The organism is Actinopolymorpha sp. B17G11 (assembly GCF_040196095.1).
In the GTDB taxonomy this organism is placed as follows: Bacteria; Actinomycetota; Actinomycetes; order Propionibacteriales; family Actinopolymorphaceae; genus Thermasporomyces.
Map to the genome: position 1 here is coordinate 1 of NZ_JBEFTW010000068.1, position 13426 is coordinate 13426.

14 protein-coding genes are annotated in these 13426 nt (G+C 70.4%); 5 read left to right on the plus strand and 9 right to left on the minus strand.

Annotated features, from left to right (window positions below; all coding sequences use genetic code 11):
* Window positions 1–781 (minus strand): glycoside hydrolase family 3 N-terminal domain-containing protein (locus ABN028_RS34155; protein ID WP_349699498.1); only part of this gene is annotated, 781 nt, incomplete at its 3' end.
* 132 nt (window positions 782–913) lie between these two features.
* Here ABN028_RS34155 and ABN028_RS34160 point away from each other — a divergent pair.
* Together ABN028_RS34160 and ABN028_RS34165 are read left to right on the plus strand one after the other, a co-directional pair.
* Complete coding sequence (locus tag ABN028_RS34160; protein ID WP_349699499.1) at window positions 914–1360, plus strand: nitroreductase family deazaflavin-dependent oxidoreductase; 447 nt, start codon at window positions 914–916, stop codon at window positions 1358–1360.
* Window positions 1357–1752: a rhodanese-like domain-containing protein gene (locus ABN028_RS34165; protein ID WP_349326807.1), complete on the plus strand. Its 396-nt coding sequence runs from the start codon at window positions 1357–1359 to the stop codon at window positions 1750–1752. Before ABN028_RS34160 ends, ABN028_RS34165 begins: the two co-directional genes overlap by 4 nt.
* On the opposite strand, the gene ABN028_RS34170 is transcribed toward ABN028_RS34165, so the two are convergent.
* The 3 genes from ABN028_RS34170 to ABN028_RS34180 all read right to left on the minus strand — a co-directional run bounded on the left by ABN028_RS34170 (window position 1742) and on the right by ABN028_RS34180 (window position 6398).
* Window positions 1742–2794 (minus strand): formylglycine-generating enzyme family protein, encoded by a 1053-nt coding sequence (locus tag ABN028_RS34170; RefSeq protein WP_349699500.1) that lies wholly within the window; start codon window positions 2792–2794, stop codon window positions 1742–1744. The two genes, ABN028_RS34165 and ABN028_RS34170, sit on opposite strands and share 11 nt — an antisense overlap.
* A gap of 130 nt (window positions 2795–2924) precedes the next feature.
* Entirely contained in the window at window positions 2925–3971 is a 1047-nt protein-coding gene (gene tsaD, locus ABN028_RS34175; protein ID WP_349326804.1) for a tRNA (adenosine(37)-N6)-threonylcarbamoyltransferase complex transferase subunit TsaD, read from the minus strand.
* Between the two features lie 288 nt (window positions 3972–4259).
* Complete coding sequence (locus ABN028_RS34180; protein ID WP_349699501.1) at window positions 4260–6398, minus strand: ABC transporter substrate-binding protein; 2139 nt, start codon at window positions 6396–6398, stop codon at window positions 4260–4262.
* A 266-nt stretch (window positions 6399–6664) separates the two neighbouring features.
* On the opposite strand from ABN028_RS34180, the gene ABN028_RS34185 reads away from it, so the two are divergent.
* Window positions 6665–6829 carry a hypothetical protein gene (locus ABN028_RS34185; RefSeq protein WP_349699502.1) on the plus strand — a complete coding sequence of 55 codons (165 nt, stop codon included), beginning with the start codon at window positions 6665–6667 and terminating at the stop codon, window positions 6827–6829.
* Here ABN028_RS34185 and rimI read toward each other — a convergent pair.
* The gene (gene rimI, locus ABN028_RS34190; RefSeq protein ID WP_349326802.1) at window positions 6812–7291 is read right to left on the minus strand and encodes a ribosomal protein S18-alanine N-acetyltransferase; all 480 of its coding nucleotides are present in this window, start codon (window positions 7289–7291) and stop codon (window positions 6812–6814) included. The two genes, ABN028_RS34185 and rimI, sit on opposite strands and share 18 nt — an antisense overlap.
* A gap of 21 nt (window positions 7292–7312) precedes the next feature.
* Window positions 7313–8017: a tRNA (adenosine(37)-N6)-threonylcarbamoyltransferase complex dimerization subunit type 1 TsaB gene (tsaB, locus tag ABN028_RS34195; protein WP_349699503.1), complete on the minus strand. Its 705-nt coding sequence runs from the start codon at window positions 8015–8017 to the stop codon at window positions 7313–7315.
* Window positions 8018–8151: 134 nt separating this feature from the next.
* On the opposite strand from tsaB, the gene ABN028_RS34200 reads away from it, so the two are divergent.
* Window positions 8152–9120 (plus strand): NAD-dependent epimerase/dehydratase family protein, encoded by a 969-nt coding sequence (locus tag ABN028_RS34200; protein WP_349699505.1) that lies wholly within the window; start codon window positions 8152–8154, stop codon window positions 9118–9120.
* A 75-nt stretch (window positions 9121–9195) separates the two neighbouring features.
* On the opposite strand, the gene tsaE is transcribed toward ABN028_RS34200, so the two are convergent.
* Genes tsaE through alr form a run of 3 tightly spaced genes read right to left on the minus strand, consistent with a single transcriptional unit; the run spans window position 9196 to window position 12480 of the window.
* Window positions 9196–10185 carry a tRNA (adenosine(37)-N6)-threonylcarbamoyltransferase complex ATPase subunit type 1 TsaE gene (gene tsaE / locus ABN028_RS34205; protein WP_349326798.1) on the minus strand — a complete coding sequence of 330 codons (990 nt, stop codon included), beginning with the start codon at window positions 10183–10185 and terminating at the stop codon, window positions 9196–9198.
* A 58-nt stretch (window positions 10186–10243) separates the two neighbouring features.
* Window positions 10244–11341, minus strand: a complete 1098-nt coding sequence (locus ABN028_RS34210; protein WP_349326797.1) for an alpha/beta fold hydrolase — start codon at window positions 11339–11341, stop codon at window positions 10244–10246.
* Entirely contained in the window at window positions 11338–12480 is a 1143-nt protein-coding gene (alr, locus tag ABN028_RS34215) for an alanine racemase (protein WP_349699506.1), read from the minus strand. Before alr ends, ABN028_RS34210 begins: the two co-directional genes overlap by 4 nt.
* A 165-nt stretch (window positions 12481–12645) precedes the next feature.
* Here alr and ABN028_RS34220 point away from each other — a divergent pair.
* On the plus strand, window positions 12646–13426 hold a 781-nt coding region (locus ABN028_RS34220; protein ID WP_349699507.1), incomplete at its 3' end, for a P1 family peptidase.

Here is a 13426-nt window from a genome sequence, read left to right on the forward strand (position 1 = left end):
CAGTCGAGGCGACCACGCTGGGATCGCTACCAGCTGAGCGGCTGCCGATCGTGGGATCGTCCGGCCCGGTCGTCACGTCGGCATCAGGTGCGAACACCATCGTGAATCCGAGGTCGCGGAGTTCCTTCCCACTCGCCCGCGCGACCGTCCGCGCAAGGCCGGCGTCACGGGCGGCGCCGAGCGTCATGTACGCCGGAAACTCCGTCAACCCTCCCTTGACACGGGCGACTCGGCCGCCCTCCTGGTCCACGCCGATGACGACCGGCCAGCTCCTGCCCAGACGGCGCGCCTCGTCCTGCAGGGCGCGGTTGACGTCGCGGACCTGATCGGTCGAGGCGACGTTGTTGCCCATCACGATGACGCCGCCCACATGGTGGCGGCGCAGCAGGCTGAGCGGCGCCGACGTACCGTCGAAGCCGGCCACGATGACCTGGCCGGCCTTCTCGCCCAGACTCATGTGGCCGACGATCCGCCTGGCCCGTGCCCACTCCGCCTTCGTCGGGCCCCACGGCAGCGCGGCGGGTGCGGCCGCCTTTCTGCCTGGTGTCGGCGTGGGTCCCGGTGTGGGGACGCGGAGGCTCGGCGGAGGCGGTGCGGGTGAGCGGCCGCTGGCCGAGCCGCGGGAGGGCTTCGACGTCCGGTCGGCGGACGGTGTGTGAACACCGGGGCCGCCCGCGTCTCCACCCAAGCCCAGCGCGCCGCAGCCAGCCGTCACCGCTATCGCCAGCACGGGCACGAGCACCCGTGCGGCCAACGACTTCCGACGCGCGGCTTCCGGCACCGGGCCATGGTGCCAAACGAACGATGGGCGGCCAACCGGCGCCCGACGGGGGTGGTTGGACATTCCATGCGATATCGGGCCAAGCTGGCGCCAACCCCTCGATGGCGGGTGAGGCCGGTTCATAATGCCCTTGTGGCCAAGCGATTTCAGCAGACGAGACTCCGGCGGACCGGCAACCGCGCCGTCACGTGGCTGACCCGGCGTGGCTGGATCGACCGGCACACATACCTGCTCACGGTCGCCGGCCGCCGCACGGGCCAACCCCGCACCACGCCGGTGACCCTGGTCGAGAACGTGTCCGGCCGGTACGTGGTCGCGCCGTACGGCCCGGTCCAGTGGGTACGCAACGTCCGCGCCGCCGGCCAGGTGATGCTGCAACGCGGCGGGCGGGTCGAGACCGTGCACCTGCGTGAGCTGGGTCCGGTCGCTGCCGCGCCGGTCCTGCGCGAGTACCTCAGGACGGTGCCGATCGTCCGGCCCTATTTCGACGTACGACCGGGTTCCGCACTGGCCGACTTCGAGGCTGAGGCCGATCGCCATCCGGTCTTCGAGATCCGCGACGCACCAGGCGGGTCATGACAGAGCCGCCAGGTGCGGAGGAGGTCGACGTCCAGGTCGCGCAGGAGCTGTGGGCGGCCGGCGACCCGGTCGTGGACGTACGCACGGAGCGGGAGTACGCCGCGGGCCACATCGCCGGGGCGCTGAACGTCCCCCTCGACCGGCTCGCGTTCGAGCTCGACGCACTGCCGCCCGGTCAGGTGCTGACGGTGTGTTCGATGGGCAACCGGTCGCGCCACGGCGCGGACCGCCTGGTCCGGTTGGGGCGTACCGCCCTGTCGTTGCGTGGCGGCACAAAGGCGTGGGCCGCGGCCGGACTGCCGATCGCCGCCGGCACCGAGCCCGGTCCGCGCCGGCGCAACCGCGGCCTGCTCGCCGCGGTGCGCCGGCTGGCCCGCCGCCCTACCCGCTGAGCGCGCAGCGGAACCCCAGGTGGCAGGCCGTCAACGTACTCGGCGCGCCCTGGCGGGCGGCGGGTCGGTACCGCAGACAGTACGTGTCGGCGCACAGGAACGACCCTCCCTTGAGGACCCGGACGGTGTTGCCGGCGCCGACGTGGGCGTCGGCCCGGGCATCAAGGTGGTCGCCGCCGCCGTGATCCGGCGGACACTCCGGCTCATGTCCGCGCCATGCGTCCTCGGGCTCGCGCGGGCGCGGCACCGCCGGACGGAGTACGCCGTTCGGCAGGCAACTCGCCTTCGCCCGAAAGGTCGCGCTTCGTGCGATGAAGGGATCGGCCGTCCACTCCCACACGTTGCCGGTCATGTCGTGGAGGCCATAACCGTTGGACGGAAAGCTTCCGACCGGCGACGTGCCAAAGAAGCGGTCCCACCGCGCCATCCGCCACGGAAACGCGCCCTGCCAGACGTTCGCGAGGAGTCGTCCGCCAGGGCTGAACGTGTCGCCCCATGCGTACACCGCCCCGTCGAGGCCACCGCGTGCCGCATATTCCCACTCCGCCTCGGTGGGCAGCCGGCGACCGACCCAGGCCGCGTAGGCCACCGCGTCGTCGTAGCTCACGTGGGTGACGGGATGCCGCTCGCGACCGTGCACCGAACTGTCGGGCCCCTCCGGATGCCGCCACGACGCCCCAGGTACCGACGACCACCACAGCCCGTTGTCGGACAGGTCGACCGGCCGCGAAGGTTGGCGGAACACGAGGGAACCCGGCGAGACGATCCGCCGATCGTGGCGACCACCGGCAACGGCGGACCGTTCGGCATCCGTGACATGACCTGTTGCGCGGACGAACCGGCGGAAAGCCGCGACCGTGACCGGATAGGCGTCCATCCAGAATCCCGCGACGCTGACCGTCCGGACCGGACCCTCTTCGGGGTAGAAGCCCGCCGCCCCCATCTGGAAAGTACCGCCCGGCACCCTGACCATGGCCTTCCCCGGCCGGCGAACTTGCCTGCCAGGGAACTCCGTCACGGCATGGAACGCGTTGGACGCCATAGGGCTCCTGTTCGAGGCGCTCTCGCGGTGCGCACGTGGACCCGCTGGTTGTCACATTTCCGTTCCTGCGACGGATAACCGTCAACCCGGCCTTGCACGTCGTACCACTTGGATCGACGTAGGACGGATGTCAGACCGCGACGGAGGTCACCGGCAGCGAGGAGTCTGCCGGCAGGTCGAGCCGGGACGGAGTACGCCCGCGCACGACCATCTCCGCACCCAGCGCGGCCACCATCGCGCCGTTGTCGGTGCACAACGACGGGCGTGGTACGCGGAGGCGGATGCCGGCTGCGGCACACCGCTCGGCGATCATGGCCCGCAACCGGGAGTTGGCGGCGACACCGCCGCCGACCAGGAGATCCGCAACTCCGTGCGTACGGCATGCGTCGACGGCCTTGCGGCTCAACACGTCGCAGACGGCCTCCTGGAAGGAGGCTGCGACATCGGCGACTGGTACCGGCTCCCCGTCCCGCTCGCGGGTCTCCACCCAGCGGGCGACGGCGGTCTTCAGTCCGGAGAAGGAGAAGTCGAACCGGTGCCGCTGCAGGTCCCGTGGACCGGTGAGACCGCGCGGAAAGACCACAAAGGCCGCGTCGCCTTCCTTGGCCGCACGGTCGATGTAGGGCCCGCCGGGAAATGGGAGGCCGAGCAGCCGCGCCACCTTGTCGAACGCCTCGCCGGCCGCGTCGTCGATCGTGGCGCCGAGCGGTGTGACACGTCCCGTCACGTCCTCGACGAGCAGCAGCGACGAATGCCCGCCCGATACCAGCAGCGCCAGACACGGTTGCGGAAGGGGGCCGTGTTCGAGGGTGTCGACGGCGACGTGCGCGGCGAGATGGTTGACGCCGTAGAGCGGCCGGCCGAGCCCGAGCGCGAGTGCCTTCGCCGAGGCGACCCCCACCAGGAGGGCTCCGGCAAGGCCCGGCCCGCTGGTGACCGCGACCGCGTCGATGTCGTTCAGCCGTACGCCGGCCTCCCGAGCGGACCGCTCGAGCGCCGGAACCATGGCCTCCAGATGGGCCCGGCTGGCGACCTCGGGAACGACACCACCGAACCGCGCATGCTCGGAGAGGCTGGAGGCGACCGCATCGGCGAGCAGTGTCTGACCGCGGACGATACCGACGCCAGTTTCGTCACACGAGGTCTCGATGCCGAGCACGAGCGGCTCGTCAGCCATGGTGGTGTGCTCCCGCGGGATGCCGTCGACTGTCTGGTGCTGCTGTCTGGTGCTGGTGCGCGCGTGCGCGTCAGCACCAGACAGCAGTACACCACGTCGACCGACGCCGGCCCTCGACCGCCGCCCCCACCCTGGGCATCGATGGTCCGGGCGCCGGGACCTCACATCGCCAGCCCACCGTGATCATGAAGGAACAGCGGTCGTATGACCGGAAAACCTTCCTCATCACGATCATGATCACGGGATGGGCGAGACGAGGGTGAGGCGGCGGCGCGGCGGTGACCGGTGCTAGGCGGCACCACCTTCGACGTGCTGGTCTGGGTTCTCCCAGTACCACGTCTCGGGGTCGTAGACAGCCGGTGTGGGATGGATCCACGGCGCGGCGAAGCCGCCCAGGGCGAGGTTCTCCTTGGTGGGAACGTTCTTCATGTCGTCGTGGACCAGCACGATGTACGGCGTGTTGGCGCAGACACCCAGCAGCCACGGGCCGTCAGTGATGTGGATCTTGACCATCTCCCACACCAACTGGTGCCGCTTCATCTCGTCCGGCTCGATCTTGCTCTGGTCGTAGAGCTTCCAGAGCCGCTCGATCGGACCGCCGGGCTCGGGCTCCATCCGGGGAGGAGTCCGCTCGTACGGATCGACGTCCTTCTCCTGCTTCTCCGCAGGAGTTCCCCTGACGTTGTAGAACTCGCCCTGTAGCGGCGCCCAGCGTGAGGACTCGATCGGCACCATCCACTGCGGGTAGACCAGGCAGTTGGGCCCGTCGCCGGTCTCCCAGTTGGTGTTGGTCATCAGCTTTCCGAACCGCCACTGGTCGCCGTAACCGTCCGGAGCGACGGGATTCAACTTCGCGTCGACGCCGATCGCCTGCCAGTCCCGCGCCAGGAGTTCGTTCTTCTGCACGTGTTCGGGCGCGGAGTCGGCGTGGTAGTCGAGATGGACGCGCAGCTTCGTGCCGTCCGGCATCTCCCGCTTGCCGTCGCCGTCCTTGTCGACCACCCCGATCTCGTCGAGGATCTTCTTGGCGAGTTCGGGATCGTACTCGAGGTAGCTGTCCCGCCACGACTTGTACACCTGTTTGCCCTCGTCGTTGACGTGGAACTCGATCCCCTTCGGGCTCATCGTTCCCGTCGTGAGCTCACCGGTGTTGAAGTAGACGGCCTTCTGCACGTCCTCGCGGTTGTACGCATGTGACAGAGCTTGGCGGAACTTCGCGTTACGGATCAGCTCGCGCATCTTGGGTTCGCGGTAGTCCTGGTTGAAGAACACCAGGGAACCGCTCCCGTCACCGGCGTCCCAGAGGTTGACGCGGAGCTTGGTCTGGTCCTCGGTCTGCTTCAGTGTCGAGATATCGCTGAGGAAGATCGACGTGAAGCCGGCGTACAGGAAGTTGATCTTCCCCTCGGTCGCCTGGAGCTTCTGGACCTCAGGATTCTCGACCACATTGAAGACGAGCTTGTCGAGATACGGCAGCTGGGCACCGTCGGGGGTCACACACCAGTAGTAGGGGTTGCGTTCGTAGACGACCTTCTTGCCCTCGGCGTACGACCCGCACTTCCAGCCGGTCAGCACCGGGCAGTCGGGGTTGCGCGCCCAGACCCGCTTCTTGTCGAACTCGCCCTTCTCGGTGGCCCAGTCCTTCGGCACGCCCTTGGTGTATTTCGGATGGAACTGCTTCATGTAGTGCTTGGGTTCCATCCAGCCTGGGCCGTTGCCCCGCTTGACCCACATCGCCAGCCGGTCGGCGGTGAGCGGTGCAGGCGCGTCGAACGACATCGAGATGGTGAGATCGTCCGGCGCCGTCATCTTCATCAGGGTGCCCGTACCGGACTTCGCCTCATCCGGCGGGACCTCGGGATGGTCCTCGTTGAGCACCATGTCCTCCCACCAGAACATGATGTCGGCCGTCGTCCACGGTTCGCCGTCGGACCATTTCACGCCGGAACGAAAATGCAGGGTCCACTCCGTCGCGTCGGCGTTGGACTCCCAGCTCTCGACCAGACCGGGCGCGATGTCCTGCCCGTCGTTGAGCCAGCGCAGCAGTGAATGGCCGTACATGAACTCGGCATGCGTACCCGACTCGCTGTCTCCGGTGACGGTGCTGATGACGCCGCCGTACTTCCCTGGCTTCACCCAGTTGTGCGGGATGACATAGGGCTTGTCGGGCAGGCGTTCTTCAACCGGCGGGAGCTCGCCGGACTTGACCAGCGTTGCCAGCTCGGGGGACTCGCTGAACTTCGCGGGAATGGGCATCGGCTCGGTCTTCGAGCCCTTCAGAGCGTCAGAGACCGGGCCCTCGCTCTTGTCACCACTGTCGGTGCCGCCGGTCTGTTGTGGCGAGCAGTTCGCGAGGATCACACTGCCCGCTGCCACGGCAGACAGGTGCAGCATGGTCCGCCGGCTGAGTCCGTCTCTGTTGTCCATGATCCGCATCCGTTCAGACGGTCCCCGCTCCGCGGGCGAGCGCGCGACCGGACCGGGGTTCGCCGGGGCGCCGGAGGGGTTGGTGGCTTTCGGCTGCCCCTCGCACGCCACGCCGGTGCCGGTCGGCTCACCCGTCTCTCGTACGAGGCCGACAGGTTGGCAATCGATTTCTCGCCAAAGCTTGGAGGTGCCTCGTGCGGGTGTCAATGGCTGCCGGAACGCCGTCCGACTTCGGCAACTTCAGTCCGCGCGCACCCTTCCGGCCAATGACCACGCTGAGCATGCCTGCGGTCGCCGGGACAGGTGTCGACACCGTTCCGGGTTCCGAGCGCATGGGCACCGTGGTCATTCGCATAGGCACCCTGGTCGAACGCATGGGCACCGTGGTCATTCGCCGCGCGTGCGGCACGGGCTCAGTCAGTGCGGCGTAGGGAGTCACTGCCGGGTGGGGCGAGCGTCAGCCGGAGTACCAACGCGTCGGCGCCGTCCCGGTAGTAGCCACGACGCCGGGCGAGCGGAGCGAAGCCGGCCGCTTCATACATCGAGATGGCCGCGGCGTTGGCCGCACTCACCTCGAGCAGGGCCTCGGTGCAGCCGCGATCGCGGGCCGCCGCGACGACCTTGTCCAGCAGGAGGCGGCCAAGGCCCTGACGCCGACGGTCAGGGCGTACGGCGATGCGCGCGACGTCCGCGGTCGCACCCACCGCGAGCAGCGCCGCATAGCCGACAATCTCCCCCGACTCCTCGGCGACCACGACCTCACGCGTCTCCGGAACTCCGTCCAGCTCACCACGAAGCGCCTCTTCACCCCACGCGTCAACGCCGAAGCAGGCCGTCTCCAGCTCGCGGAGCGCGTCGAGGTCGGACCTCCGCGCTGGCCGCAGCCCCACCATGAGCAGACCGACCCAGCCGCGTCAGGCGACCGGACGCGTAAGGACGCTCTTGCGCGCCCCCGGCTCCGCGACGTCGGGGCGGCGGAGATAGAGCGGTTCGGGGTCGAGCAGCGGGACCCGGCGAGCCGCTACCAGCAGCGCAAGGTCACCCGCCGACGGATCATCCGGGCCGCTCGCCTGCGGAAACGCGTCGGGATAGAGCCGCGCACCACGGCCGATCACCAGGTCGGTCGTCGCGATGTCGGCGGGCCGGTCGACGCGCGGACCGTCGACTCGGGTGTAACGGTCGGCGTACCGTGCCCAGTAGACCTCCTTGCGCCTGGCGTCGGTCGCCACGAGGAAGGACCGTGCGCCCGTGGCGGACCGGTCCGGGCCGACCGGTCCGACGGAGCCGCCCTGCGCGGGCTCGTCGATCTCGGCCGCCGCCGCCAGGACGTCGAGGGTGCACACGCCATGGACCGGGATCTCGAGGATGTGGCCGAGCGTGCGAGCGGTGACGAGCCCGACCCGCAGGCCCGTGAACGGCCCAGGGCCGACACCGACAGCGATGGCGGTGAGGTCGCGGCGATCGGCGCCAGCCTCGCGGAGGACCGCCTCGATGCCAGGAGCGAGCAGCTCGCCGTGGCGGCGGGCGTCGACGACGAGCGAGCTCGCCAGCACCCCGCGACCATCGGAGAGCGCGACGGTGACGGCGGGCGTGGCCGTGTCGAACGCGAGGAGCAGCACGTGGTCAGGCTAGCCATGCGAGGGTTCTGCCAGGAGCGGAACCCCTTCCCACCCGGTGAGGTCGTACGTCACGCTCGCTCATCACGAGCGGGTACGTAGAAGGGTCGGCGGCGCCGGCCACGGGAGGTCGGCCAGTGCGCATCGTGGTGCTCGGGGGTACCTGGTTCATCGGTCGGGCCGTCACCCAGCACATTGCCCGTCAGGGACACGACGTTCTCGTGGTCCACCGTGGCAAGACTGAGCCGGCCGAGCTCGCTTCCGTACGACACCTGCACGTCGAGCGTTCCGCCCTGCCTGGCGCCGCCGGCGAGCTCGCGGCGTTCCGGCCCGATGCCGCCGTCGACGTGTCCGCCGGCAACGGCGCCGACGCCCAGGCCGCCCTCGCCGCGCTCCCCGACGACATCGCGCTGGTCGCGATCTCGAGCGGGGACGTCTACCGGGCCTACGAAGGTCTGCACACCGACCGGCAGACCGACCTGGTGCCGCTCACCGAGACCTCGCCGCTGCGCGAGAGGCGGTATGTCGACGGCTCGGACTACGAGAACCTCGAGATCGAGGAGCTCTACCTCGCCCGTGGCGGTGTCTCGCTACGTCTCGGGTGCGTCTATGGGCCGTACGACTACCAACGGCGGTTCGAGTTCGTGCTGCGCCGCCTGCGGGCCGGGCGGACGGCAATACCGGTGGGGTCAGGCGGTTTCCTGTTCAGTCGCGTCCACGTGGACGACGTCGCCAGCGCGGTGTCGACCGTGCTCGACCACCCGGACTGTGCGGGTGAGGCGTTCAACGTCGTCGAACGAGCGACGGCGCCCTACCGACTGTTCGCGGAGCAGATCCTTGCGGCCGCGGGCGACGCGGGCGCCGGTACCGAACTGGTGCGGGTTCCCGACCCCGCGCTGCCGCAGGACATGATGCTCACCGGCACGCTCAGCCAGCACCTGCTGATGGATCCCGGCAAGATCCGGTCCACGCTGGGCTGGGAGGCCGCCGACCCTGAGGCAGCACTGGAGGCATCGGTGCGGTGGCATCTCACCCATCCGCCGCAGGAGTGGAGCCGGGACTTCTCCGCCGACGACACCGCCCTCGCCGCCGCCTCCGGCACCTGACTCCCTGCCACCTGGCCGCTCCGATGCATCCGGCATCGCCACCGATGGCCTATGCCCCAGCTCGCATGATCGCGCTCAGGTCGGCGGTGCACCAAGGGCCGCGCGCAGGGGTACGTCGACCCATCGGCGTCCCGCGGGAACGATCCGGATCCGCCTGGTCTCCGTCCCACCCCCTGCACCCTCATCCGCCGCACCGCCGGGCCAACCTTCGAGAACCCCGCCGGCCGGGTCGCCGAGGGAGCGGGTCAGCACGACGTCGAGCCGGTCCTCGGCGAGGCCTTCGGCCAACCCTTCACCCCATTCGACGACCGTGACCGACTCGTCGAGGGACGTGTCGAGATCGAGGTCGTCGAGTTCGGGCACCCCACCCAGCCGGTACGCATCGACGTGGACCAGCGACGGCCCGCCCGCGAGCGACTGATGTCCCCGCGCGATCACGAACGTCGGCGAGGTCACGTCTCCCCGCACCCGCAGGCCGGCGCCGATGCCCTGCGTCAAGGTCGTCTTGCCCGCACCCAGCTCGCCCGTCAACAGCACGAGATCTCCCGCTCGCAGGAGCCCCGCCAGCCGCTCCCCGACGGCCCGGGTGTCGCCGGCCGACGGTGCCATCACCTCGACCGGGAGGCGCTTGACCACATCGACCTCCGGCCCCCGTCGGGCGAGCTCGACGTAACCCCGGTGCCACCAGAACGCCAGCGTCGAAGGGAGCTCCGCCCGGGCCACGAGACGCACGCCGTCCATCCCGCGCGTCTCGGCGACCTCCTCGGCGCAACCCACCATCGCCGTCGCGACGCCGCGATGCTGGAACCGCGGGTGGACCGAAACCCTGCGCAGGACCAACCAGCCGCCGTCTTCGGCGAAGAGGATCGCCCCGGCGGGTAGGTCGTCGACACGGGCGAGGAGGCCGCCGTACGCCTCAACCGCGGCCTCGATCGACCCGAGCGTCTCCTGCAGGGCGGTGCCCGGTGGGTCGAGTGGGGGCCGGGCACCGAACGCCGTATGGATGATCCCCAGCAGGGCGGGCGCGTCGGAGGGCTTCGCCTCCGTCACGTGCAGATCGATCACAGCACCTCGTTCGAACGGGTCGCATGGGCGCCCCGGGCCGGGCCGGTCACGCAGATCGTCACGAGGCGCGCTCCTCGGCGGCGTCGGCGGCCCGGTCCAGCAGTTCGCGCAGGGCGGCGTTGACGATCTCGGGGTGCTCGATGATGAACATGTGGCCAGCATCGGAGAGTTCTACGTAGTCGGCGGCCGGATGCCGGTCCGCGATCTCCCGGCTGTGCTCCACCGGTGTGATGAGGTCGTCACGGCCGCCCATGACCAGGGTCTCGACGCCGTTCAGCGCTTCGAGGGCGTCGTACTTGTCGTGGACGGCGAAGCCCGGGTAGAAGTCGGCGACCACGTCGATCGGCGTCGCGGCCAGCATCTCCGCGACGAACTCGACCCGTGCCGCCGGCACCTTCGTACCGAACGAGTAGTGCTTGGTGAGCAGGTAGCCCACGTCGCTCCCCGCCTTGCGGCCGTGCTCGATCAGGTTCGGTGCGCGGGCGATCGCGGCGACGACCGCCGGTGCGAGGCGGTGCACCAGCCGACCGACGGGCCCCGGAACGCCGAGGGTCACCCGGTCGAGCCCGCCTGCGCTGGAGGCGAGCAGCGCGGCGCCGACGACCCGCTCGGCGAAGATCTCCGGGTGCTGGTCGGCGAGCGCGAGGATCGCCATGCCGCCCATCGAGTGGCCGATGAGAACGAGCGGGCCCTCGGGTGCCACGGCCTCGAGGACCTCGGCGAGATCCGTGCCGAGCTGGTCGACGTTGCACAACTCGCGGGGCGACCGGCCGGACCTGCCGTGCGAACGATGGTCGAAGAACACCGTCCGGGCCGTGCCGGCGACGGCCGCGCGCTGGAAGTGCCAGCAGTCGAGGTTCAGCGCCCAGCCGTGGCAGAACACGACGGTGAGGGGGTCGGCGCCGATGTCATGCGCGGGTTCGTCGACCTCGGCGTAGAGCTCGATGCCGTCGCGGGTCTTGACGATGACGGGCGCTCCGCGACGAGAACCCAGCCGTTCCTCGCCATCGGCGTCACGGTTGCGCCGGCGGCCGACGACGTACCGCTCGACCGCGATACCGGCCGCGGCACCCGCGGCCGCACCTGCCGCCAGGACACCGGTTGCCGCACCGAACAGGCTCGGCCGCCGGCCGAGCTGGAGTCCCCCGCGCGTCATCCCGCCTCCTTACCCACGTGTCGCCGGGGCACCCGGGAACCGATCCGGGTGACGATCTCGTACGAGATCGTGCCCGTCGCCGCGGCCCAGTCGTGCGCCGTCGGCTCGCCCGATGTACCTGGGCCGAACAGCACCACCTCGTCACCCTCGGCACTCGGGTCGTCGCCGAGATCGATGACGAACTGGTCCATGCACACGGTGCCGGCGATCCTGCGCCGCCGGTCAGCCACCCACACCGGACCGACATTACTTGCTGCGCGCGGCACACCGTCGGCGTAGCCGAGTGGTACAAGGCCGAGCGTGGTCTCCCGTGACGTGACGTAGCGATGGCCGTACGACACGCCCTCGCCGGCCGGCACCCGCTTCACCAGCGCGAGGCGCGCCCGCAACGTCATGGCCGGGACGAGTCCGGCCGCGGCGTCGGACAGCCCCTGCACGGGGCAGAGACCGAAGGCGGCAATGCCGGTACGTACGAGATCGAAGTGCGACTCGGGGACCGCAAGGGTGCCGGCGGAGTTGGCGAGGTGGCGTACCTCGGGCTTCAGTCCCACCCGGTCAGCGAACGCCAACGCCTCACCGAACGCCTCGATCTGCCGGGCGACCGACGGATGGCCGGGTTCGTCGGCACAGGCGAGGTGGGACCACACCCCGACGACCGTGACGGTCCCGTCGGCCTGAGCGGACAGGGCCACGTCGACCAGAGCCGGCCAGTCCCTGAGGTGGGCGCCACCGCGGCTGAGACCCGTGTCGACCTTGAGATGGACCCGCGCGGTCGTGCCTCTGCTCGCGGCGGCCTCGGCGATTTCCCCGAGCTGCCAGGGAGAGTACGCGGCGACGTCGACACCGGCGGCGAGGGCGTCGGCCCAGCGCTCACCGGGGGCGGCCAGCCAGGACAGGATCCGCGGGCCGGTGAGCCCGGCCGAGCGCAGGGCGACGGCCTCCTCGACGTTCGCGACGCCGAGCCAGGTGGCGCCACCGGCGACGGCGGCCGCTGCCGACGGAACGAGGCCGTGGCCGTAGCCGTCCGCCTTCACCACGGCCATGACCTCGGCGTTGCCGGCCCGCTTCCGCAGGGCGGCGACGTTGCTTCGGATGGCGGCCAGGTCGATGATCGCCTCGGCGCGTGCTGCGGTGTCCATGACCGCCCCATCATCCCAGGTGAGGACGACTTGCGCGGTGGAGGTGGACCTTCCGCCCGTGTCGGGCCAGGTCGGCACCCATGGACCCCCTTCTGCGTGATCTGGCTCTGACTGTCGACTGCCACGCGCTACCGGGCGTTCGCGTCCTGTCTAGGCTCGGTCGCTGTGACCACGAAGCAGAACGCGTACGACGGCGCCGAGTCGAACGACACCGGATCGGGCGAGGGGTCGGGCGACGGGTCGGGCGCCAATCCGTACGGCGCGCTCACCGACGTCGCCGGAATCCTCGTCGGACAGGCGGAGCGGATCGGCGACGGCTGGCTCACCGGCGTGACCGTCGTGGTGCCGCCGCGCGGAACCATCGGGGCCGTCGACGTCCGGGGCGGCGGGCCAGGTACCCACGAGACCGACACGCTCGCGCCGGGGACACTGGTCGACACCGTGGACGCGGTGACGCTGGCCGGTGGCAGTTCGTACGGCCTCGCCGCGGCGACCGGCGTCCAGCGGTGGTGTGAGGAGCAGCGGCGCGGCGTACCGATCACAGCGGAAGCGATCGTGCCGATCGTGCCCGCGGCGATCGTGTTCGACCTCGGCAAGGGTGGCGACCACACCAAGCGTCCGGACGCGGACCTCGGCTACGCGGCAGCCGCGGCGGCGTCCGGCGGGTTCGTACGTACCGGCTGCGTCGGCGCGGGAACGGGCACGACGTTCGGCATTCCGGCGCTCAAGGGCGGGGTCGGGACGGCGAGCATCGACCTCGGTGGCGGCCTGGTCGTCGGTGCGCTGGCGGTGGCCAACGCACACGGGTCGCCGTGCGCGCCGGGTACGGAAGCGCTGCTGGCGGCCCAGCTCGTCGAGGACGACGACCTGCGCCCGCGAGTCCCGGACGCCCCCGAGGTTGCCGCCTACCGGGACCGCCAGCTCTGGGCTCGATCTCCCCAGGCGT